Below are 21466 nucleotides of genomic sequence, written 5' to 3'. Positions count from 1 at the left end.
CGGTGTCGCCGCGCTTTTTCCCATACCCGCTGGCGACAATATTTTTTTATCAAAAAGGTGCTTTGATAGAGAGTTCTCATCGAAAAATGTGAAAAGCGATCAAAATGGTATGTCACTGTTTTCACAGAAGGCGCAGGCACAGGTATAGTAAAGCTAACAGGCAGAGCAGAAGCGACGGGAAGGAGTGGTAACGATGTTTGGCTATCGCAGTAATGTGCCAAAAGTGCGTCTGACGACGGACAGGCTGGTCGTTCGTCTGGTGCATGAGCGTGATGCCTGGCGTCTGGCGGATTATTACGCCGAGAATCGCCAGTTTTTAAAACCCTGGGAACCCGTTCGGGACGAGAGCCACTGCTACCCCTCTGGCTGGCAGGCGCGCCTCAGTATGATTGCGGAATTTCATAAACAGGGAAGTGCGTTTTATTTCGCGCTTCTCGATCCGGAAGAGAAAGAGATCGTTGGCATTGCCAATTTTTCAAACGTGGTACGCGGGTCGTTTCACGCCTGCTATCTCGGGTATTCCATCGGCCAGAAATGGCAGGGACAGGGGCTCATGTTTGAGGCGCTGACGGCGGCGATTCGCTACATGCAGCGCACGCAACATATCCATCGCATTATGGCTAACTACATGCCGCACAATAAGCGCAGCGGCGATCTGCTGGCCCGCCTGGGGTTTGAGAAAGAAGGCTATGCCAAAGATTATCTGCTGATTGACGGCGAGTGGCGGGACCATGTGCTCACCGCGCTCACCACGCAGGAGTGGACCGCGGGTCGTTAAGGAGAAAAGATGAAATATCAGTTAAATGGCGCCGAAGCGCGCGTGATCGGCTGCCTTCTGGAAAAGCAGGTCACCACGCCGGAACAGTATCCTCTGTCCGTGAATGCCGTCACGATGGCCTGCAACCAGAAGACGAACCGTGAGCCGGTGATGAACCTTGGCGAGCACGAGGTGCAGGATATCCTTGATGAGCTGGTGAAGCGCCACTACCTGCGCACCGTCAGCGGCTTCGGTAACCGCGTCACTAAATATGAACAGCGCTTTTGTAATTCTGAATTTGGCGATTTAAAACTCAGCGCTGCGGAAGTGGCTGTTATCACCACGTTGCTGCTGCGCGGGGCGCAGACGCCGGGGGAACTGCGCGCACGCGCCTCCCGCATGCATGAGTTTCAGGATATGCAGGACGTTGAACAGACGCTGGAGGGATTAGCCTCACGCGAGGACGGTCCCTACGTGGTGCGTCTGCCCCGCGAACCGGGCAAGCGTGAAAGCCGCTACATGCACCTGTTTAGCGGCGACGTGGAGCCCTCTGCGCTGGCCGTCGTATCCGACACGCCAGCATCAAACGAAAGCCTGACCGCGCGCGTGGCAGCCCTGGAAGACGAGGTTGCCGGGCTGAAGCAGCGTCTGGATGCGTTACTCGCACATCTGGGAGATTAATCGTGACAACATTACGCATTGGTGTTGTGGGGCTGGGAGGGATTGCGCAAAAAGCCTGGCTGCCCGTTTTAGGCGCCGCGTCAGACTGGACGCTGCAAGGGGCGTGGTCGCCCACCCGCGAGAAAGCAGAGCGCATCTGCAAAACCTGGCGCATCCCTTATGCCGGTTCGCTACAGGATTTAGCCCGTGAATGTGATGCGGTATTTGTGCATACCTCAACCGCGACGCACTACCAGGTGGTGAGCGAGTTGCTGAATGCAGGCGTTCACGTCTGCGTGGATAAACCCCTGGCGGAAAATGTACAGGATGCTGAGCGACTGATTGAGCTGGCCGCGCGTAAAAAGCTGACGCTGATGGTCGGCTTCAACCGCCGTTTTGCGCCCCTCTATCAGCAGCTTAAAGCGCAGTCCGGCTCGTTCGCCTCTCTGCGTATGGATAAGCACCGTACCGACAGCGTGGGGCCGAACGATCTGCGCTTCACGCTGCTGGATGATTATCTCCACGTCGTGGATACGGCCCTGTGGCTGAGTAACGGAAAAGCCCAGCTGCAAAGCGGCACGCTGTTGACCAGCGAGCAGGGTGAGATGGTTTACGCCGAACATCATTTTGCCGTTGAGCATTTGCAGGTGACGACCAGCATGCATCGTCGGGCGGGCAGCCAGCGCGAGTCCGTGCAGGCCGTTACGGATGGCGCGCTGTATGACGTCACCGATATGCGAGAGTGGCGGGAAGAGAAGGGCAATGGCGTGGTTGCGTTACCCGTTCCCGGCTGGCAGAGCACCCTGGAACAGCGTGGCTTTGTGGGCTGCGCGCGTCACTTCATCACCTGCGTGCAGAATCAGACGGTTCCTGAAACGTCCGGGGAGCAGGCCATTCTGGCGCAGCGCATCGTGGAACGACTCTGGCGCGAAGCCATGTCGGAATAACTCGCTGTAACATCTGCCGATAGTAATTCGTTGAAATCCGGTTAGACTAAGCGCCGCTTGTTGGCTTTGCCGGGTGGCGCTTTCGCTTATCCGTCCTGGAAATCCGTAGGGTTGTGGAACTTCACGTTAATGAACTTATTAAAATCGCTGGCGGCCGTCAGCTCGATGACCATGTTTTCCCGCGTGCTTGGCTTTGCGCGCGATGCCATTGTGGCAAGGGTTTTTGGCGCAGGGATGGCGACTGACGCCTTTTTCGTTGCGTTCAAGCTGCCGAACCTGCTGCGTCGTATTTTTGCCGAAGGGGCTTTCTCACAGGCATTTGTCCCGATCCTTGCGGAATATAAAAGTAAGCAGGGCGAAGATGCCACCCGCGTCTTTGTGGCTTACGTTTCCGGTTTACTGACGCTGGCGCTGGCGATCGTGACCGTCCTGGGCATGCTGGCAGCGCCCTGGGTAATCATGGTAACGGCACCGGGCTTTGCCGACACGGCGGATAAATTTGCCCTGACGACGCAACTGCTGCGGATAACCTTCCCCTATATTCTGCTGATTTCGCTGGCGTCGCTGGTGGGTGCCATCCTGAATACCTGGAACCGCTTCTCCGTGCCGGCCTTTGCCCCCACGTTCCTTAATGTCAGCATGATTGGCTTTGCGCTGTTCGCCGCGCCGCATTTTAACCCACCGGTGCTGGCGCTGGCCTGGGCCGTGACCGTCGGCGGGGTGTTACAGCTTGCTTACCAGCTTCCGCACCTGAAAAAGATCGGCATGCTGGTTCTGCCGCGCATTAGTTTCAAAGATGCGGGCGCAATGCGCGTTATTAAACAGATGGGACCGGCGATACTCGGCGTGTCCGTCAGCCAGATCTCACTGATCATCAATACCATCTTCGCCTCTTTCCTGGTGTCGGGCTCGGTGTCCTGGATGTACTACGCCGATCGTCTGATGGAGTTTCCATCAGGGGTGCTGGGCGTGGCGCTGGGGACTATTCTGCTGCCGTCGCTGTCGAAAAGTTTCGCCAGCGGAAACCACGATGAATACTGCCGCCTGATGGACTGGGGACTGCGTCTCTGTTTTCTGCTGGCATTGCCAAGCGCGGTGGCGCTGGGGATCCTGGCAAAACCGCTGACGGTGTCGTTGTTCCAGTATGGAAAATTCACCGCCTTTGATGCCGCCATGACCCAGCGTGCACTGGTAGCCTACTCGGTGGGGCTGATGGGGCTGATCGTCGTGAAGGTGCTTGCGCCCGGTTTCTATTCACGTCAGGACATCAAAACGCCGGTTAAGATTGCCATTGTGACGCTGATTATGACGCAGCTGATGAACCTCGCGTTTATTGGACCGCTGAAACACGCGGGGCTGTCATTGTCGATTGGTCTGGCGGCCTGTCTGAACGCCGGGCTGCTGTACTGGCAGCTGCGCAAGCAGGATATCTTCACACCGCAGCCGGGCTGGGCAAGCTTCCTGCTGCGTCTGACGATTGCGGTAGTGGTGATGGCGGCCGCGCTGGTTGGCATGTTGTATGTCATGCCTGAGTGGGCGCAGGGCACCATGCCTTACCGCCTGATGCGTCTGATGGCCGTGGTGGCGGTCGGGGTGGTGGCGTACTTTGCCACGCTGGCGGTGCTTGGCTTCAAGGTGAAAGAATTCACCCGCCGCACGGTATAAACGTCAAAAGGGGAGTCACCAGAAGGTGCTCCCCGCTTCATGACGTGCCGCTACTGCGTCAAATCGAAATCTTTTTCCCGCCCGTGATACGTGCCGTGGCCGTCTGACCATCCGCACCGTACAGACCCGGCTCTTTATAGGGCTTTAACACCTCAAGCGCCTGCTGATTACGGATAATCTGACCTTCCAGCAGCCAGCCGTTATGCTGGTTGAGATCGCGAAGATGCTGGGTTTTTTCTGTAATGGTCTGCCAGCGTTCGTTGATCTCATCATTGGCGCTGCGTTTCGCGTCTTGCTCAGCGCGTCGCTGTTTTTCCAGATAATCCAGGGTCGCCAGCAGCGAGCTTTTATCTTCAGTTATGCGTTGCAACGCGCTGCCGTTGATTTGACCAGAAGAGAGGTGGTGCTGTTCGGCATCCATCACCGTTTTCAGGTCGTTCAGGACCACCGTCATCTGATCCAGTATTTCTGACAGTCGACTCATACGGTTAGTTACTCTGGAGGAAACTCTGTGCGTCCTGAATCAGCGCAGCAGCGATTTTGCTGGTATCCATTTTCAGTTCGCCGTTACGGATAGCCGTTTTCAGCGCTTCAACACGTTCCATGTTGATATCGCTGCTGCCTGGCTGCATCAGCTTCGACTGCGCATCGCTCAGCGTGACGCTGGTGCTGTTAGCCGTCGACGTTTTTTCCAGACGCGTTTTTTGCGGGGCAGCCTCATTCGTTTCGCGAGGTTGTACAGTGCTAACCGGCTTCAGGGCTGATGTACGATCAATGCTCATAGTGTTGTCCTCATCGAGGGTTCGCGGCGTTTGCGCCTGACATCATCATTTGTTGAATATTTATCGGCAGTCGCCGCGAAATCTTTAAAAAGATTACAGGTTAATCAGAATATTCCCATCAGGACCGACCGTGCCGCTGACCACCTGGCCTGAGGACATTCTGACCCGGGCATTTTGCGCCACTGCGGCATTATTCAGCGCTTTTCCTTCGCTGTTGATACTAAACCCTTCGCCATTGGCGACCACCATCACCTGTTGTCCCGCTTTCACCCGCCATGCCTGGCGCAGCATGGATAGCTGTATCGCCTGTCCAGGGGCGACATCGCGCAGGCTGACCGCCTCCTGAGCCTGGTTAATGTCCAGCATCGTCCGCGGTGGAAGCTGATCCAGACGGCCTCGCTTCAGCGTTACGCTGTCAGGTTGCAGCAGGCTGCCTCGCGGAATCGGAACGGCGGCGACAACATAATTGCCCGTCGCCTGTACCGCAACCTGTAAATACCGTTTTTCATTGGCGCAACGCGCCAGCACGTTCACGTTACCCCATAACTTTGTGCTGCCGGTCACGCTAAATGACGGGGCTTCGCAGGAAGGGTAAAGGTTAGGCGGGTTGCGCACGGTCACGCGTACGTCATCGCTGAAACCGGCCAGCTTCTGCGCAAAGAATGCATTGAGCTGGTCCTCTAACCCCTCCGCCTGCACCAGAGGGCTCAAAAGCAGTAGGGTCGCCGCCAGGCCACGTTTAAAAGTCCGCATCGCACGTTCCACCATGTCCAGAATTAAGCAAATTCTACCCGCAGTGGTTTTCCATCAACGCAACAAATAGCGACGCATTTTGCGCTTATTCCGTCGATAAGGGAGACGCCTTGAGATTTAAGCTGTGAACTGAAATTTTCTCATCAGCGGAGGAGACATGCTCGATAAACTCGACGCCGCGTTACGTTTTCAGCAGGAAGCGCTCAATTTACGCGCCCAGCGGCAGGAGATTTTAGCCGCCAATATCGCCAACGCGGATACCCCCGGGTATCAGGCGCGCGATATTGATTTTTCCAGTGAACTCAAAAAAGTGATGGAGCGTGGACGTGCCGAAGGAACGGGTGTCTCACTGGCCCTGACATCCTCACGTCATATTCCCGCTCAGGCGATGACCGCGCCAACGACCGACCTGCTTTACCGTATTCCCGATCAGCCCTCGCTTGATGGTAACACCGTCGACATGGACCGGGAGCGCACACAGTTTGCCGATAACAGCCTGCAATACCAGACAGGCCTGACGCTACTCGGCGGGCAAATTAAAGGCATGATGACCGTCCTACAGGGGGGCAATTAGTAAATGGCCTTGCTGAATATTTTTGATATCGCCGGTTCGGCATTAACGGCGCAGTCTAAACGACTGAACGTGGCCGCCAGTAACCTGGCCAACGCCGACAGCGTGACCGGCCCTGACGGGCAACCGTATCGCGCTAAACAGGTTGTCTTCCAGGTTGATGCTGCACCGGGTGCGGCAACGGGCGGCGTAAAAGTGGCGGACGTGGTTGAGAGCCAGGCACCCGACAAGCTGGTTTACGAGCCAGGCAACCCGCTCGCGGATGCCAGCGGCTACGTGAAAATGCCGAACGTGGATGTGGTCGGGGAGATGGTGAACTCCATGTCCGCGTCGCGCAGCTACCAGGCAAACGTCGAAGTGCTTAATACCGTGAAGAGCATGATGCTCAAAACACTCACTCTCGGCCAGTAAAGGAGACACGCATGTCCATCGCCGTAAACGTGAATGACCCGACAAATACCGGCGTCAATAGCACCAGCAGTGCGACCGGTTCCAGCTCTCTCACCGGGAGCAATGCCTCCGATTTACAGAGCAGCTTCCTGACCCTGCTGGTGGCGCAGCTGAAAAATCAGGACCCGACCAATCCGATGCAGAACAACGAACTGACCACGCAGCTTGCGCAGATCAGTACCGTCAGCGGCATTGAGAAACTGAACACCACGCTCGGCTCGGTCTCCGGTCAAATCGATAATAGCCAGTCCTTGCAGGCCGCCAACCTGATCGGGCACGGGGTGATGATCCCGGGGACCACGATTCTGGCGGGCACCAGCACCACCGATGGCACGTCCACCACCACCACGACGCCGTTTGGCGTTGAGTTGCAGCAGCCGGCCGACAAAGTCACCGCCACAATCAAAGACGCCAGCGGCAACGTGGTGCGCACGATTGAGATTGGCGAGCTTAAAGCGGGCGTTCATACCTTTACCTGGGATGGCAGCCTGACCGACGGCACTAAAGCGCCTAACGGCTCGTATCAGGTTGCGATTAGCGCCAGCAACGGCACCACTCAGCTGGTGGCTCAGCCGCTACAGTTTGCCCTGGTTCAGGGCGTCATCAAAGGTAGCGATGGTAACAAACTGGATTTGGGTACCTCCGGTACCACCACACTCGACGAAGTTCGGCAGATTATCTAAGCCTTCATACTTATCAGGAGTAAGTCATGGCCTTTTCTCAAGCGGTCAGCGGCCTGAATGCTGCGGCCACCAACCTGGACGTCATTGGCAACAACATCGCCAACTCCGCGACCTATGGTTTTAAATCCGGTTCTGCGTCTTTTGCAGATATGTTTGCAGGCTCTAAAGTGGGCCTGGGCGTGAAGGTGGCGGGTATCACCCAGGACTTCACCGACGGGACGACCACCAACACCGGTCGCGGTCTGGACGTCGCCATCAGCCAGAACGGTTTCTTCCGTATGGTGGATGCCAACGGTTCCGTATTCTACAGCCGCAACGGCCAGTTCAAGCTGGATGAAAACCGTAACCTGGTGAACATGCAGGGGCTTCAGTTAACCGGTTATCCGGTTGCCGGCACGCCGCCTACGGTGCAAACCGGTGCGAATCCGCAGGCGATCTCCATCCCAACGACGCTGATGGCGGCGAAGTCCACCACCACGGCCTCTCAGCAGATCAACCTGAACTCCACCGATACTGCACCAACCGTCGCCTTCGACCCGGCCAACCCTGACTCTTACAACAAGAAAGGCACCGTGACGGTGTTTGACAGCCAGGGTAATGCGCACAACATGAACCTGTTCTATGTCAAAAACGCGACGCCAGCTAACTCCTGGAAGGTGTATTCCCAGGACGGCAGCGTAGCGGGAGATGCAGCGAAACTGGCAACCACGCTGACCTTTAATGCGAGCGGCGTGCTGACGGGTGGCGATGATATCAAGATCACAACGGGCACCGTTCCGGGCGCGACGCCAGCCACGTTTGACATGAGTTTCGCCAACTCCATGCAACAGAATACCGGTGCGAACAACATCGTGGCGACGAGCCAGAACGGTTATAAGCCGGGCGATCTGGTGAGCTACCAGATCAACGATGACGGTACCGTTGTCGGTAACTATTCGAACGAACAGACCCAGGTGCTGGGCCAGATCGTGCTGGCAAACTTCGCCAACAACGAAGGCCTGAAATCCGAAGGGGACAACGTCTGGTCTGCCACGCAGTCTTCCGGTGTTGCCCTGCTGGGTACTGCGGGTTCCGGTAACTTCGGCACGCTGACCAACGGCGCGCTGGAAGCCTCTAACGTCGATCTGAGTAAAGAGTTGGTGAACATGATCGTCGCGCAACGTAACTACCAGTCCAACGCGCAGACCATCAAAACCCAGGATCAGATCCTTAACACGCTGGTTAACCTGCGTTAAGCAGCTGACGGGAAAGCGCAATGGATCACGCAATATATACAGCGATGGGCGCAGCAAGCCAGACGCTCGACCAGCAGGCTGTTACCGCCAGCAACCTGGCGAACGCCTCCACGCCAGGTTTTCGTGCGCAGCTCAACGCGCTGCGTGCGGTGCCGGTAGAAGGGCTGTCATTGCCCACGCGAACGCTGGTCACCGCTTCCACGCCGGGCGCCGACATGACGCCAGGCCAGATGGATTACACCGCGCGTCCGCTGGACGTTGCCCTTCAGCAGGACGGCTGGCTGGCGGTGCAAACGGCTGACGGCGGGGAAGGGTATACCCGCAACGGTAATATCCAGGTGAGCGCCACCGGGCAGCTGACGATTCAGGGGCATCCGGTGATGGGCGAAGCCGGTCCGTTGACGGTGCCGGAAGGGTCAGAGCTGACCATTGCGGCAGACGGGACGATTTCGGCGTTAAACCCGGGCGACCCGGCTAACACCGTTGCGCCTGTCGGTCGTCTGAAGCTGGTGAAAGCGGAAGGCAACGAAGTGCAGCGTGGCGATGACGGGATGTTCCGTCTGACCCAGGCGGCGCAGGCCACGCGTGGCGCCACGTTACAGGCCGACCCGACCATCCGCGTGATGTCCGGCGTGCTGGAAGGCAGTAACGTCAAACCGGTAGAAGCCATGACCGACATGATCGCCAGCGCCCGCCGCTTCGAAATGCAGATGAAAATTATCAGCAGCGTCGATGAAAACGCAGGCAAGGCTAACCAACTTCTGGCTATGAATTAACAGGACTCCCTATGATCAGTTCTTTATGGATCGCGAAAACCGGTCTGGACGCACAGCAAACCAATATGGATGTGATTGCCAACAACCTGGCAAACGTCAGCACCAATGGTTTCAAGCGCCAGCGTGCGGTTTTCGAAGATTTGCTTTATCAAACGATTCGTCAGCCAGGGGCGCAGTCTTCTGAGCAAACCACGCTGCCGTCCGGTCTGCAAATTGGTACCGGCGTGCGCCCGGTTGCCACCGAGCGTCTGCACAGCCAGGGCAACCTGTCCCAGACCAACAACAGTAAAGACGTTGCCATCAAAGGTCAGGGTTTCTTCCAAGTGCAGCTGCCTGACGGGACCTCCGCCTATACCCGCGATGGTTCGTTCCAGGTGGATCAGAATGGTCAGCTGGTGACAGCGGGCGGCTTCCAGGTTCAACCTGCGATCACCATCCCGGCGAACGCGCTGAGTATCACCATTGGTCGTGACGGTATCGACAGCGTCACTCAGCAAGGTCAGGCCGCGCCGGTCCAGGTTGGACAGCTCAATCTGACGACCTTCATGAACGATACCGGGCTGGAAAGCATCGGTGAGAACCTCTACACCGAAACGCAGTCTTCCGGCACGCCAAATGAAAGTACCCCGGGCCTGAACGGGGCGGGGCTGCTGTATCAGGGGTATGTGGAAACCTCGAACGTTAACGTGGCGGAAGAGCTGGTGAATATGATCCAGGTCCAGCGCGCCTATGAAATTAACAGTAAAGCAGTGTCGACGACCGACCAGATGCTGCAAAAACTGACGCAACTCTAAGGTGTAGCCCGGTGCGGTAAACGTCGCACCGGCTCCCTGTTTTCGAAGATGAAGGCAATGCAAAAAAACGCGGCGTTTCGTTATCCGATCCTGACTGTTCTGGCCGTCACCCTCAGCGGGTGTGCCTGGATCCCGTCTAAACCATTGGTACAGGGTGCGACTACCGCCCAACCCGTTCCCGGCCCCGCGCCGGTGGTGAACGGTTCTATTTTCCAGACCGCGCAGCCGATTAACTACGGTTATCAGCCGCTGTTTGAAGACCGTCGTCCGCGTAACGTCGGCGATACGCTGACCATTGTGTTGCAGGAAAACGTCAGCGCGAGCAAGAGCTCGTCGGCGAACGCCAGCCGCGACGGCAAAACCAATTTTGGCTTCGACACCGTACCGCGCTATCTGCAAGGGCTGTTCGGCAACGCCCGTGCGGATGTGGAAGCCTCCGGCGGCAACACCTTTAACGGTAAAGGTGGCGCGAACGCCAGCAATACCTTCAGCGGAACGCTGACGGTAACGGTTGACCAGGTTCTGGTGAACGGCAACCTGCACGTGGTGGGCGAAAAACAGATCGCCATTAACCAGGGTACGGAATTCATTCGTTTCTCCGGTGTGGTTAACCCTCGCACTATCAGCGGCACCAACACCGTACCGTCCACCCAGGTGGCGGATGCGCGCATTGAGTACGTCGGCAACGGCTACATCAACGAAGCGCAAAATATGGGCTGGCTGCAACGCTTCTTCCTTAACCTATCGCCGATGTAAGCGAGGTGACCTATGTATAAATTTCTCTTCGCCGTGGCGCTGTCGTTGGTCGCTACCGTTGCGCAGGCCGATCGCATACGCGATCTCACCAGCGTGCAGGGCGTGCGCGAAAACTCCCTGATTGGCTATGGCCTGGTGGTGGGGCTGGATGGGACGGGTGACCAGACGACCCAGACGCCGTTCACCACCCAGAGCCTGAACAACATGCTCTCGCAGCTCGGTATTACCGTACCGGCCGGGACCAACATGCAGCTGAAAAACGTGGCGGCCGTGATGGTGACCGCGTCTTATCCGGCCTTTGCGCGTCAGGGGCAGACCATCGACGTGGTTGTCTCGTCGATGGGTAATGCCAAAAGCCTGCGTGGCGGTACGTTGCTGATGACGCCGCTGAAAGGCGTCGACAGCCAGGTGTATGCTCTGGCGCAGGGCAACATTCTGGTTGGCGGAGCAGGTGCGTCGGCGGGCGGCAGCAGCGTGCAGGTGAACCAGCTGAACGGGGGACGTATTACCAACGGCGCGATCATCGAACGTGAGCTGCCGACCCAGTTCGGCACCGGCAACACCATTAACCTGCAACTGAATAACGAAGACTTTACGATGGCGCAGCAGATTGCTGACACCATCAACCGCAGCCGGGGCTACGGCAGCGCCACCGCGCTGGATGCCCGCACCGTGCAGATCCGCACGTCAACCGGCAGCAGCAACCAGGTGCGAATGCTGGCAGATATCCAGAATATGGAAGTGAACGTGCCGGTTCAGGATGCGAAAGTCATTATCAACTCCCGTACCGGCTCGGTGGTGATGAACCGCGAAGTGACGCTGGACAGCTGCGCCGTGGCGCAGGGCAATCTCTCCGTCACGGTTAACCGCTCGGCCAACGTCAGCCAGCCGGATACCCCGTTTGGTGGCGGTCAGACGGTAGTGACCCCGCAAACGCAGATTGATTTACGACAGAGCGGCGGTTCGTTGCAGAGCGTGCGCTCCAGCGCCAACCTGAACAGCGTGGTGCGTGCCTTGAATGCGCTGGGTGCAACGCCAATGGATCTGATGTCCATTCTGCAATCCATGCAAAGTGCAGGCTGCCTGCGCGCTAAACTGGAAATCATCTAAATGCTGACCGATAGCAAACTGTTGACCAGTGCCGCCTGGGATGCCCAGTCGCTCAACGAGCTGAAAACCAAAGCGGGCAAGGATCCGGCGGCGAATATCCGCCCGGTTGCCCGTCAGGTGGAAGGCATGTTCGTGCAGATGATGTTGAAAAGCATGCGTGAAACTCTGCCGAAAGACGGCATGTTCAGCAGTGATTCCACGCGGCTTTACACCAGCATGTACGATCAGCAGATTGCCCAGCAAATGACCGCCGGAAAGGGACTCGGCCTGGCGGACATGATCGTGAAGCAGACCGCAGCCGCTCAGGGACTCCCGCCTGAAGAGGCTCCGCCGCAGGTGCCGCTGAAGTTTGATCTGGAAAAGGTGACCAGTTATCAAAATCAGGCGCTAACGCAGATGGTGCGTAAGGCGATGCCGAAGCCGGCAGAAACGCGTGACGAGCCGCTCTCCGGCGACAGCAAAGACTTCCTGGCGCAGCTCTCCCTGCCGGCGCGTCTTGCCAGTGAAGAGAGCGGCGTGCCGCACCATCTGATTCTGGCGCAGGCGGCGCTGGAGTCGGGCTGGGGGCAACGTCAGATCCGCAGGGAGAACGGCGAGCCGAGCTTCAACATCTTTGGCGTGAAGGCCACCTCCAGCTGGAAAGGGCCGACCACGGAAATCACCACCACCGAATATGAGAACGGTGCGGCAGTGAAGGTGAAAGCCAAATTCCGCGTCTACAGCTCGTATCTGGAAGCGTTGTCGGATTATGTCGGGCTGTTGAGCCGGAATCCGCGCTACACCGCGGTGACCCAGGCCGCCACGCCAGAGCAGGGCGCTCAGGCATTGCAGAATGCCGGCTACGCGACCGATCCAAACTATGCACGCAAGCTGACCAGCATGATCCAGCAGCTGAAATCCATGTCTGAGAAGGTCAGTAAAGCGTATAGCACAGATCTCGAAAATCTGTTCTGAAAGTTCTCAAGTCCCGGAGGAGGTTGCCGATAACCTTCATCAGGACTCGTGTCTGAACGTATAAAAGGAACCCCCATGTCCAGTTTGATTAACAGCGCCATGAGTGGCCTCAGTGCTGCGCAGTCGGCACTCAATACCGTCAGTAATAATATTTCAAGCTACAACGTGGCAGGTTATACCCGCCAGACCACCATTTTGGGGGCATCAAACAGCACCCTGACCGGTGGTGGCTGGGTGGGTAACGGGGTCTATGTCTCCGGCGTTCAGCGTGAATATGATGCGTTTATCACCAACCAGCTGCGTGCGGCGCAGAACCAGAGCAGTGGGCTGACCACGCGCTACCAGCAGATGTCAAAAATTGACGACGTGCTGTCGGATACCACGAACTCGCTTTCTGCCAACCTCCAGGATTTCTTTAAAAGCCTGCAAACGCTGGTGAGTAACGCAGAAGATCCGGCTGCACGCCAGACGGTGCTCGGTAAGGCGGATGGTCTGGTAAACCAGTTTAAAACCAACGATCAATATCTCCGCGATCAGGATGCGCAGGTCAATACGGCGATTTCTACCAGCGTCGATCAGATCAATAACTATGCGAAGCAGATTGCTAACCTTAACGATCAGATCTCCCGGCTGACTGGCGTAGGGGCGGGCGCATCCCCGAACGAACTGCTCGATCAGCGCGATCAGCTGGTGAGTGAACTGAACAAGATTGTCGGTGTGGACGTTACCGTACAGGACAGCGGCACGTATAACATCTCTATCGCCAACGGTTACACCCTGGTACAGGGCAGCAACGCAAGTCAGCTGGCGGCGGTGAAATCCAGTGCGGACCCAGCGCGTACAACGATTGCGTATGTGGATGCCGCAGCAGGCAACGTGGAGATCTCAGAAAAACAGATCACCACGGGGTCGCTTGGAGGGCTGTTAACGTTCCGTTCTCAGGATCTGGATCAGGCGCGAAACACCCTCAACCAGATGGCGCTGGCGTTTGCGGATGCCATGAATACCCAGCACCAGGCGGGCTTTGATGCCAACGGGGATAAAGGCGGCAAGCTGTTTGATTTTGGCTCCCCGGCAGTGCTGAGTAACGGCAAAAACACCGGAAGCGCGTCCGTTACGGCCACGATGACGGACAGTACCAAGATCCAGGCGACAAACTACAAAGTTGAGTATAACGGTACTGACTGGACAATCACGCGTCTGTCGGACAACACCAGCTTCACGGCCAAGCCTGACGCCAGCGGTAATCTGTCGTTTGATGGTCTTAACGTTAAGATTAGCGGCTCAGCCAATAATAAAGACAGTTTCATCGTCAAACCGGTGAATGACGTCATTGTAAATATGGACGTTGCGATCAGCGACGAATCCAAACTGGCGATGGCCTCCGCGCAAGGAAGCGGCGAAAGCGACAATACCAATGGCCAGAAGCTGCTGGATTTACAGAGCGCTAAGCTGGTGGGGGGGAACAAAACCTTTAACGATGCTTATGCCGCGCTGGTCAGTACGGTGGGCAGCACCACGGCGTCGCTGAAAACCAGCAGCGAAACCAAAGTTAACGTGGTGACGCAGCTGACCAAACAACAGCAGTCAATCTCCGGGGTTAACCTGGATGAAGAGTATGGCAACCTGCAACGCTATCAGCAGTACTATCTGGCGAATGCGCAGGTGCTGCAAACGGCGAGCACGCTGTTTGATGCATTGATCAATATCCGCTAAGGCTGAGGCATAAAAAATGCGTATTAGTACTCAAATGATGTATGAGCAAAGCATGCGCGGCGTGACGAACTCCCAAAGTCTCTGGCTCAGCTACGGCGAGCAGATGTCTACGGGGAAGCGCATCAATCGTCCATCTGACGATCCGATTGCCGCTTCGCAGGCCGTTGTGCTCTCTCAGGCACAAACGCAAAACAGCCAGTATGCGCTGGCGCGCTCCTTCGCTACGACGAAAGTCTCGCTGGAAGAGAACGTGTTATCGCAAGTGACAACCGCTATCCAGGCTGCTCAGGAAAAGATTGTCAATGCGGGCAACGGTACGTTAAGTGACGATGACCGCGCTTCGCTGGCCACGAACCTGCAAGGTATTCGCGATCAGCTCATGAACCTGGCTAACAGCACGGACGGTAACGGCCGCTATATTTTTTCCGGTTACAAGACCGAAGCGGCGGCTTTCGACCAGACTACGGGTGATTATAAGGGCGGCGGTACGCCAATCAGCCAGCAGGTTGACTCCGCGCGCACGATGCAAATCAGCCATACGGGCACTGAAGTTTTCGATAGCTTCACCAGCAATGCGAAGCCAGAGCCAGATGGTAGTAAACCGGAAACGAATTTGTTCAAGATCCTCGACTCCGCAATTGAAGCGCTGAATACGCCGATTGGGGAGGATGAAACGAAAGCCGAGGCGTTTACGGCGGCTATTGATAAAGCCAACCGTGGCCTTAGCAACTCCCTCAACAACGTGCTGACCATGCGCGCCGACCTCGGCATCAAGCTGGATGAGCTGGGCAAGCTGGACGCTCTGGGTGAAGACCGCGCGCTGGGTCAGACCCAGCAGATGAGTAACCTGGTTGACGTGGACTGGAACTCGGTGATTTCGTCCTACACCATGCAGCAGGCGGCGTTGCAGGCCTCGTATAAAGCCTTTAGCGATATGCAGGGTATGTCTTTGTTCCAGATCAACAGATAAGACTCTGACCTGTTTAACATGTCTTGAAACTGGGCATGTTTTGACTGCCCAACCCGTCCGGGTTGGGCATTTTTTTTACACACTTTCTGCCTGTGCGGACAGCACCCGGGCGCTTTCAATCACTCTGATAGCCAGCGCAATGGCACCACACAGGGTTGCCAGAGCCACCACGCCAGACCAGCCTGCCAGCGTGTAGATATTGCTGCCTAATGCCGAACCCAGCGCCATTCCGATGAAAATGACGGTAAACAGCAGAGCGTTCAGGCGTCCACGGGCCTGCGGCTCAAGGCTGTAGACCAGATTCTGGTGGGCCACGAGGCTGGACTGCAAGCCGAGATCGAAACCGACCGCGGAGAGGGCAATCAGGATCAACTGACCGTGTATATCCAGTGCCGGCATCAGGAACATCAGGGCAAACGAGAGGGTCACCAGCGCGGCACCCAGTTGGGTGACTTTACCGGCGCCCAGCTTATCTGCCAGACCACCTGCCAGCGGTGCGGCCAGCGCGCCAGCGGCTCCGGCAATACCAAATCCACCCGCCACGGCGCTGCCAAGGTGATACCGTTCCAGCAGCATGACCGCCAGCGTTGACCAGAATGCGCTAAAGGCAATCGACAGAAAACCCTGGGCCAGCGCGGCCCGACGCAGCGCCGGGTAGCGGCGCCAGAGGTGTTCCATGGAGCGCATCAGCGCCGGGTAGCTCAGCGTGGAGTGAACGGCGAAGCGGGGAAGCACGGCCCACATGACCACGCCGACAAAGGCAATACTTGCGGCGGCCAGCTGATACATCACCCGCCAGCCAAAGGCTTCACCCACCACGCCGCTCACGGTTCTGGAGAGCAAAATCCCCAGCAGCAGGCCGGTCATCACCGTGCCGACCGTTTTTCCCTGTTTGCCTTCCGGCGCGAGGATCGCTGCGGCCGGGACAATATCCTGCGCCATGGTGGCGGCCATGCCAATCAGCAGGCTGGTGAGCAGCAGGGAGTGCAGTTGTCCGGTCAGGCTACAACCCAGCAGGAACAGCGCCAGAGCCGCACTTTTTATCAGGATCAGCGTTCTGCGATCATGACGATCGCCGAGCGGGAGCAGAAACAGGATACCTAAGGCATAACCCGCCTGGGTAAGCGTCGGGACCATGCCCATGCCTTCGATGCTCAGGTTCAGGTCTGAGCCCATCAGCGGCAGCAGAGGCTGGGCATAATAGATGGATGCCACGCTAAAGCCCGCACCGAGCGCCAGCATTAAGATTACCCAGCGGCTTACGGCCCGGGTGGTAGTTGTGTTCATAAGATGTTCCTCATTCGTCGTGTGCGGCTATTTTTTATCAGTACGCCTTGCGACGGTAGCGGGCGCGGTGGTAAAACGCTTATACGTGTAGCGTATGGATAGAAATGGTATGAAAAGGCCTGAGCGTATAGATCGGGTAGAACTGATGCGAACGTTTGTTCGCATTGTGGAGGCGGGGTCTCTTTCTGCGGCAGCACGTCAGCTGGCAACAACCCAGGCCACGGTGAGCCGACGGTTGCAGTCGCTTGAGACCATGCTGGGAGTACGCCTGATGCTGCGCACAACCCATACGACCCGGCTGACCGATGACGGCGAACGCTGCTATCAGCATGCCCGACGGGTGATTGACAGCTGGCTGGCACTGGAAGACGAGGTAGGGCAGACGGAAGATGAACCGGTTGGGGTGCTGAGGGTGCGCGCCCCGCACGCGTTTGGCCAGGATCAGCTTCTGAAACCGTTAACCGAATTTTTGCAGCGCTATCCCCAGCTTTCTGTTGAGTGGATGCTCAACGATCGCTCGGTTGATTTCCTCGGCGACAACCTTGACTGTGCTATTCGGGTGGGTGTGGAAGTCGATCCGGCAACCGTGTCCGTGCTGCTGGCTGAAGTGCCGCGCTCGGTGGTGGCTTCACCGGAATTACTGGCCCGTTATCCCGCGGTTAAAACGCCGGAAGATTTGCAACAGCTTCCCTGGATTGCCATCAGCTCTTTTTATCAACGCCATGTGGAGCTTTTCCACGATGCATCATCTGCCCCGACGCGGGTTACCATTACGCCACGCCTGAGTACCGACAGCCTGTATGTGGCGCGCAATACGGCACTCACCGGGCTAGGCGTTGCGGTGGTATCCAGCTGGACAGTACAGGATGATATTCAGGAAGGACGACTGGTGCATCTACTGCCAGAGTGGCAGCCGGCAGCGCTACCGGTACATCTGGTTTACCCCTGGTCTCGTTATTATCCGGCGCGCTTGCGGCGTTTTCTGGAGCTGATGCGGCAGATAATGCCGGAGGTCACCGGAATGAGAAAGCCCCTGCAACAGCCATAAAAAAGCCGACCCGAAGGTCGGCTTTCAGTATTAGCGTGCGTTATTCAACAGGCTGAGGACGAGTAGCTGGCGCAGTAGCCATGTGCGTTGCACTGTGACCACCGGCAGCACCTTTGCCTTCGAAGTTGAATGCCGGACGAACCCAGTCGCTATGGCGTGGCGCTTCAGGTACATACTCAGGTGCCGGGGCGCGAGTCATCGGCGCGGTAGCAACGTGAGCAGGCGCTACAGCTGCAACGACCTCAATCGGCTCTGATTTCACTTCAGGCGCTTTGACCTCTTCGACAACAGGTTCAACCTGAATCTCGACGTCCTGAACAACCTCTTCAGTCACCGTTTCGACGGCAACGTCTGCGGTCTCTTCTGCTGCGGAGACTGGCTGAGCGTCTTCCGCGACTTCTTCAGCCACCACGGTATCTTCTTCGGCAATGATCTGCGGAGCGGCATCAACCGGCGCAGCAATGACTTCAGGATGGGTCGTTTCCACTTCCACAGCCTGCGGTGCCGCCGTGTCAACAACCTGCGGTTCAACCACGGTTGCCGCTTCAGTCACGACGTCTTCCACCGCTGCTATTGGTGCAATCACCTCTTCGGTCACAGTCTGTTCTTCAACAGCCTGCTCCGGGCGAGCAACCGGATAACGGATCCAGACTTTACCGGATGCCATCTCTGGTGACGCACACGCCACGGTCAATGGCATTGGCGACTGAGTTGGGTAACGCTCGTCACGGTAACGACGACGACGCTGACCGCTCACGCGCAGATGACGCGGAGAACGACGGGAGCGACGCGGCATACCTGCGTTGTCACGGTTTTCGCTGCTTTCGTCCTGCTCAACCTGATTTTCTACTACGGCTGGCAGATCAACTTTCGCAACCTGTGTACCCGTTGTGCTTTCTGCTGCTTCAACCGCGATAACGTCGTTTTCTTCCGCCTGAACAGCACCCACACGCACTTTCTGGGTCAGCTGACGCTGCTTACGACGTGGCATAACCTGAGTACGCTCTTCCTGCTCCGTGTCCTGCTGTTCAACAGGCGCTTCGCGGTTCAGGTTTTTGACTTCCTGCTGGGCCTGGCGTTTCTCGTCGTTACGACGACGGTTACGCTCGCGGCGAGGTTGCTGCTCGTCACGCTGTTTGCTCTTCTCGGACTCATCGCCCGCCTGCTGGCGAATCTCACGATCTTCAACGTTCTGCTGTTGCTTCTCGCGACGGTTGCGACGGTTGTCCTCGCGTTGTTCACGACCTTCGTTGTTCTCGGAACGATTATCACGGCGCTCGTTACGATCGCTACGGTCATTACGATCGCGACGATTGTTCTGACGCTTACGACGGTCCTGCTGACGCTCTGGTTTCGCTTCTTTTGGCGCTTCTTTCGGCTGCTCAGGCTGAACTTCTTCGCCAGCAAACATTTTTTTCAGCGCGCCGAAGATGCGGCTCAGGAGACCCGGCTGCTCAGGCTGCGCTTTTGCCGCGGCAGGGGCCGCCTTTTGCACGGCAGGTTTTGCCGCTGGTTTTTCCAGCGTCGCTTCCGGCGGGGCTTCCGGCATGATGAAGGTTGCTAATGCAGGCTGCTCAGGCAGTTTACGCTCGGCAGGCTCTTCATCCGATGGCAGCGCCATTTCTTCTTCATGAAGCTTCGGCAGCAGGTAGCTGAGGGTGCTTGTCTCTTCACCTTTACGCACGCGCAGCACGTGATAGTGCGGGGTTTGCATCTCGTCGTTTGGCACGATGATGCAGCGAACGCCGCCCTGACGCGCTTCGATTGCGCTCACCGCTGCACGTTTTTCGTTCAGCAGGTAGGAGGCAATCGGCACCGGAACAATGGCGTGAACCTCTTTGGTGTTCTCTTTCAGCGCTTCTTCTTCAATCAGACGCAGAATAGAGAGGGAGAGCGATTCATTGTCACGCACGGTACCTGTCCCGGAACAGCGCGGGCAGACGTGATGGCTGGACTCGCCGAGTGACGGGCTCAGACGCTGACGGGACATTTCCAGCAGGCCGAAGCGCGAGATATGGCTAATCTGGATACGCGCGCGATCCTGGCGCACCGCTTCACGCAGACGGTTTTCAACCGCACGCTGGTGGCGAACCGGGGTCATGTCGATGAAGTCGATAACAATCAGACCACCCAGGTCGCGCAGGCGGAGCTGGCGGGCGATTTCATCAGCGGCTTCTAGGTTGGTGTTGAAGGCGGTCTCTTCGATGTCGCCGCCGCGGGTTGCACGCGCGGAGTTGATGTCGATAGCGGTCAGCGCTTCGGTGGTATCGATAACGATAGAACCGCCGGACGGCAGACGCACTTCACGCTGGAAGGCAGACTCGATCTGGGATTCAATCTGATAGTGGCTGAACAGCGGGATTTCACCGGTGTACAGTTTAATTTTGCTGGTGAAATCCGGGCGACCCAGCGCGGCGATGTGCTGGCGAGCCAGCTCAAGCACTTTCGGGTTATCAATCAGAATTTCACCGATGTCCTGACGCAGATAATCACGGAAGGCACGCACAATGACGTTGCTTTCCTGGTGGATCAGGAACGGAGCAGGACGGCTTTCAGCCGCTTTCTTGATGGCTTCCCAGTGCTTCAGACGGAAGCTCAGGTCCCACTGCAATGCTTCGGCAGATTTGCCGACGCCTGCGGTGCGCACGATAAGGCCCATGCCGTCTGGCAGCTCAAGACTTGCCAGCGCTTCTTTCAGCTCTGTACGGTCATCACCTTCGATACGGCGAGAGATGCCACCCGCACGCGGGTTGTTTGGCATCAACACCAGATAGCTTCCTGCCAGACTGATAAAGGTGGTCAGTGCGGCACCTTTGTTGCCACGCTCTTCTTTATCGATCTGGACGATAACTTCCTGACCTTCACGCAGAACATCTTTAATGTTCGGACGGCCATGGGAGTTGTAGTTTGCAGGAAAATATTCGCGGGCGATTTCTTTGAGAGGAAGGAAACCGTGACGCTCAGCACCGTAATCGACAAATGCAGCTTCAAGGCTTGGTTCAATGCGGGTGATTTTGCCTTTGTAAATGTTCGCTTTTTTCTGTTCGTGTCCAGGACTTTCGATATCCAGATCGTACAGGCGCTGCCCATCCACAAGGGCGACACGCAACTCTTCTTGCTGAGTTGCGTTGATTAACATTCTTTTCATCGTAACTTACTCGTTATTCTTACATTGACGACAAAGCTGCGGGCAAGGTGACGCTTTCCGGGGTATGAACCGATGGCCTCGTGTCTATTCACGTCGCCAACCTCACGGTTGTCGCTCGCTTAAGAGGCGCAGAGTGTCGGTTGCCTGTGTTTCATACGGAAACACAGCGCAATTATCAGGGGAATTGCCTGGGAAAACTCTCCAGAGAACAATCCTTATACCGGGAAGTACTGCAACCCGCAGCCCGCTAACTGCCTGAAAGATCAATACGTCTTACGCCATTGCTGCGTGGATGATCGGTCAGACAAAATTGGTCATTCCGTCGACATCCTTACAAAACCCGGATTTAACGCGGAAAACGGATTCATTATTCCACTGCTCGCCGGGTTATAGCAAGATGACTT

General features: G+C 56.9%; 21 protein-coding genes. 16 read left to right on the top strand and 5 right to left on the bottom strand.

Annotated features, from left to right (window positions below):
- The first annotated feature begins 193 nt into the window (after positions 1-193).
- From rimJ to murJ, 4 genes are all read left to right on the top strand, one after another.
- On the top strand, positions 194-778 hold the full coding sequence (rimJ, locus tag ACOTX4_RS11045) for a ribosomal protein S5-alanine N-acetyltransferase (protein WP_003858007.1): 585 nt from the start codon (positions 194-196) through the stop codon (positions 776-778).
- A gap of 9 nt (positions 779-787) precedes the next feature.
- On the top strand, positions 788-1438 hold the full coding sequence (locus ACOTX4_RS11040) for a YceH family protein (protein WP_032658017.1): 651 nt from the start codon (positions 788-790) through the stop codon (positions 1436-1438).
- Between the two features lie 2 nt (positions 1439-1440).
- Complete coding sequence (locus tag ACOTX4_RS11035) at positions 1441-2364, top strand: Gfo/Idh/MocA family protein (RefSeq protein ID WP_023315806.1); 924 nt, start codon at positions 1441-1443, stop codon at positions 2362-2364.
- A 129-nt stretch (positions 2365-2493) separates the two neighbouring features.
- Complete coding sequence (gene murJ, locus ACOTX4_RS11030; RefSeq protein ID WP_045330540.1) at positions 2494-4029, top strand: murein biosynthesis integral membrane protein MurJ; 1536 nt, start codon at positions 2494-2496, stop codon at positions 4027-4029.
- A gap of 58 nt (positions 4030-4087) precedes the next feature.
- Here murJ and flgN read toward each other — a convergent pair whose 3' ends face one another.
- The 3 genes from flgN to flgA all read right to left on the bottom strand — a co-directional run bounded on the left by flgN (position 4088) and on the right by flgA (position 5564).
- Entirely contained in the window at positions 4088-4513 is a 426-nt protein-coding gene (flgN, locus tag ACOTX4_RS11025) for a flagella biosynthesis chaperone FlgN (protein ID WP_003858003.1), read from the bottom strand.
- A 4-nt stretch (positions 4514-4517) separates the two neighbouring features.
- Positions 4518-4811: a flagellar biosynthesis anti-sigma factor FlgM gene (gene flgM / locus ACOTX4_RS11020; RefSeq protein WP_063937834.1), complete on the bottom strand. Its 294-nt coding sequence runs from the start codon at positions 4809-4811 to the stop codon at positions 4518-4520.
- 93 nt (positions 4812-4904) lie between these two features.
- Positions 4905-5564 carry a flagellar basal body P-ring formation chaperone FlgA gene (gene flgA, locus ACOTX4_RS11015; RefSeq protein ID WP_045330590.1) on the bottom strand — a complete coding sequence of 220 codons (660 nt, stop codon included), beginning with the start codon at positions 5562-5564 and terminating at the stop codon, positions 4905-4907.
- Positions 5565-5721: 157 nt separating this feature from the next.
- On the opposite strand from flgA, the gene flgB reads away from it, so the two are divergent.
- The 11 genes from flgB (at position 5722) to flgL (ending at position 15579) form a co-directional block, all read left to right on the top strand.
- The gene (gene flgB, locus ACOTX4_RS11010) at positions 5722-6138 is read left to right on the top strand and encodes a flagellar basal body rod protein FlgB (protein ID WP_003857999.1); all 417 of its coding nucleotides are present in this window, start codon (positions 5722-5724) and stop codon (positions 6136-6138) included.
- A gap of 3 nt (positions 6139-6141) precedes the next feature.
- Positions 6142-6546: a flagellar basal body rod protein FlgC gene (flgC, locus tag ACOTX4_RS11005; protein WP_003857997.1), complete on the top strand. Its 405-nt coding sequence runs from the start codon at positions 6142-6144 to the stop codon at positions 6544-6546.
- Between the two features lie 11 nt (positions 6547-6557).
- Positions 6558-7268, top strand: a complete 711-nt coding sequence (gene flgD, locus ACOTX4_RS11000) for a flagellar hook assembly protein FlgD (protein WP_003857994.1) — start codon at positions 6558-6560, stop codon at positions 7266-7268.
- A gap of 26 nt (positions 7269-7294) precedes the next feature.
- Complete coding sequence (flgE, locus tag ACOTX4_RS10995) at positions 7295-8503, top strand: flagellar hook protein FlgE (protein WP_003857992.1); 1209 nt, start codon at positions 7295-7297, stop codon at positions 8501-8503.
- 20 nt (positions 8504-8523) lie between these two features.
- Positions 8524-9279, top strand: a complete 756-nt coding sequence (locus tag ACOTX4_RS10990; RefSeq protein ID WP_063937832.1) for a flagellar basal body rod protein FlgF — start codon at positions 8524-8526, stop codon at positions 9277-9279.
- Positions 9280-9290: 11 nt separating this feature from the next.
- The gene (gene flgG, locus ACOTX4_RS10985) at positions 9291-10073 is read left to right on the top strand and encodes a flagellar basal-body rod protein FlgG (RefSeq protein ID WP_421635375.1); all 783 of its coding nucleotides are present in this window, start codon (positions 9291-9293) and stop codon (positions 10071-10073) included.
- 57 nt (positions 10074-10130) lie between these two features.
- On the top strand, positions 10131-10829 hold the full coding sequence (gene flgH, locus ACOTX4_RS10980; RefSeq protein WP_003857987.1) for a flagellar basal body L-ring protein FlgH: 699 nt from the start codon (positions 10131-10133) through the stop codon (positions 10827-10829).
- 12 nt (positions 10830-10841) lie between these two features.
- Positions 10842-11939 (top strand): flagellar basal body P-ring protein FlgI, encoded by a 1098-nt coding sequence (locus ACOTX4_RS10975; protein ID WP_003857984.1) that lies wholly within the window; start codon positions 10842-10844, stop codon positions 11937-11939.
- Positions 11940-12893, top strand: coding sequence for a flagellar assembly peptidoglycan hydrolase FlgJ (gene flgJ, locus ACOTX4_RS10970; protein ID WP_017384732.1), 954 nt, complete (start codon positions 11940-11942; stop codon positions 12891-12893). It begins immediately after the preceding gene.
- A gap of 75 nt (positions 12894-12968) precedes the next feature.
- Entirely contained in the window at positions 12969-14609 is a 1641-nt protein-coding gene (flgK, locus tag ACOTX4_RS10965) for a flagellar hook-associated protein FlgK (protein ID WP_045330543.1), read from the top strand.
- Between the two features lie 16 nt (positions 14610-14625).
- On the top strand, positions 14626-15579 hold the full coding sequence (gene flgL / locus ACOTX4_RS10960; protein WP_063937830.1) for a flagellar hook-associated protein FlgL: 954 nt from the start codon (positions 14626-14628) through the stop codon (positions 15577-15579).
- 75 nt (positions 15580-15654) lie between these two features.
- Here the strand turns inward: flgL and ACOTX4_RS10955 are convergent, their stop codons facing one another.
- Entirely contained in the window at positions 15655-16866 is a 1212-nt protein-coding gene (locus ACOTX4_RS10955; RefSeq protein WP_045330545.1) for an MFS transporter, read from the bottom strand.
- Positions 16867-16975: 109 nt separating this feature from the next.
- Between ACOTX4_RS10955 and ACOTX4_RS10950 the strand changes: the two genes are divergently transcribed.
- Positions 16976-17914, top strand: coding sequence for a LysR family transcriptional regulator (locus tag ACOTX4_RS10950; RefSeq protein ID WP_086598422.1), 939 nt, complete (start codon positions 16976-16978; stop codon positions 17912-17914).
- A 40-nt stretch (positions 17915-17954) separates the two neighbouring features.
- Here the strand turns inward: ACOTX4_RS10950 and rne are convergent, their stop codons facing one another.
- Positions 17955-21062, bottom strand: coding sequence for a ribonuclease E (gene rne, locus ACOTX4_RS10945; protein WP_045330547.1), 3108 nt, complete (start codon positions 21060-21062; stop codon positions 17955-17957).
- Positions 21063-21466: the final 404 nt, after the last annotated feature.

This window comes from Enterobacter cloacae complex sp. IR5459, assembly GCF_049238005.1.
Classification (GTDB): Bacteria; Pseudomonadota; Gammaproteobacteria; order Enterobacterales; family Enterobacteriaceae; genus Enterobacter; species Enterobacter hormaechei_C.
Note: the sequence above shows the minus strand (reverse complement) of the source record. Positions and strands in the feature narration are given on the sequence as shown.

Coding starts and splice junctions, on each gene's coding strand:
- rimJ (WP_003858007.1), top strand. CDS start 194: ATGTTTGGCTATCGCAGTAATGTGCCAAAAGTGCGTCTGACGACGGAC.
- ACOTX4_RS11040 (WP_032658017.1), top strand. CDS start 788: ATGAAATATCAGTTAAATGGCGCCGAAGCGCGCGTGATCGGCTGCCTT.
- murJ (WP_045330540.1), top strand. CDS start 2,494: ATGAACTTATTAAAATCGCTGGCGGCCGTCAGCTCGATGACCATGTTT.
- flgN (WP_003858003.1), bottom strand. CDS start 4,513: ATGAGTCGACTGTCAGAAATACTGGATCAGATGACGGTGGTCCTGAAC.
- flgM (WP_063937834.1), bottom strand. CDS start 4,811: ATGAGCATTGATCGTACATCAGCCCTGAAGCCGGTTAGCACTGTACAA.
- flgA (WP_045330590.1), bottom strand. CDS start 5,564: ATGCGGACTTTTAAACGTGGCCTGGCGGCGACCCTACTGCTTTTGAGC.
- flgB (WP_003857999.1), top strand. CDS start 5,722: ATGCTCGATAAACTCGACGCCGCGTTACGTTTTCAGCAGGAAGCGCTC.
- flgC (WP_003857997.1), top strand. CDS start 6,142: ATGGCCTTGCTGAATATTTTTGATATCGCCGGTTCGGCATTAACGGCG.
- flgD (WP_003857994.1), top strand. CDS start 6,558: ATGTCCATCGCCGTAAACGTGAATGACCCGACAAATACCGGCGTCAAT.
- flgE (WP_003857992.1), top strand. CDS start 7,295: ATGGCCTTTTCTCAAGCGGTCAGCGGCCTGAATGCTGCGGCCACCAAC.
- ACOTX4_RS10990 (WP_063937832.1), top strand. CDS start 8,524: ATGGATCACGCAATATATACAGCGATGGGCGCAGCAAGCCAGACGCTC.
- flgG (WP_421635375.1), top strand. CDS start 9,291: ATGATCAGTTCTTTATGGATCGCGAAAACCGGTCTGGACGCACAGCAA.
- flgH (WP_003857987.1), top strand. CDS start 10,131: ATGCAAAAAAACGCGGCGTTTCGTTATCCGATCCTGACTGTTCTGGCC.
- ACOTX4_RS10975 (WP_003857984.1), top strand. CDS start 10,842: ATGTATAAATTTCTCTTCGCCGTGGCGCTGTCGTTGGTCGCTACCGTT.
- flgJ (WP_017384732.1), top strand. CDS start 11,940: ATGCTGACCGATAGCAAACTGTTGACCAGTGCCGCCTGGGATGCCCAG.
- flgK (WP_045330543.1), top strand. CDS start 12,969: ATGTCCAGTTTGATTAACAGCGCCATGAGTGGCCTCAGTGCTGCGCAG.
- flgL (WP_063937830.1), top strand. CDS start 14,626: ATGCGTATTAGTACTCAAATGATGTATGAGCAAAGCATGCGCGGCGTG.
- ACOTX4_RS10955 (WP_045330545.1), bottom strand. CDS start 16,866: ATGAACACAACTACCACCCGGGCCGTAAGCCGCTGGGTAATCTTAATG.
- ACOTX4_RS10950 (WP_086598422.1), top strand. CDS start 16,976: ATGAAAAGGCCTGAGCGTATAGATCGGGTAGAACTGATGCGAACGTTT.
- rne (WP_045330547.1), bottom strand. CDS start 21,062: ATGAAAAGAATGTTAATCAACGCAACTCAGCAAGAAGAGTTGCGTGTC.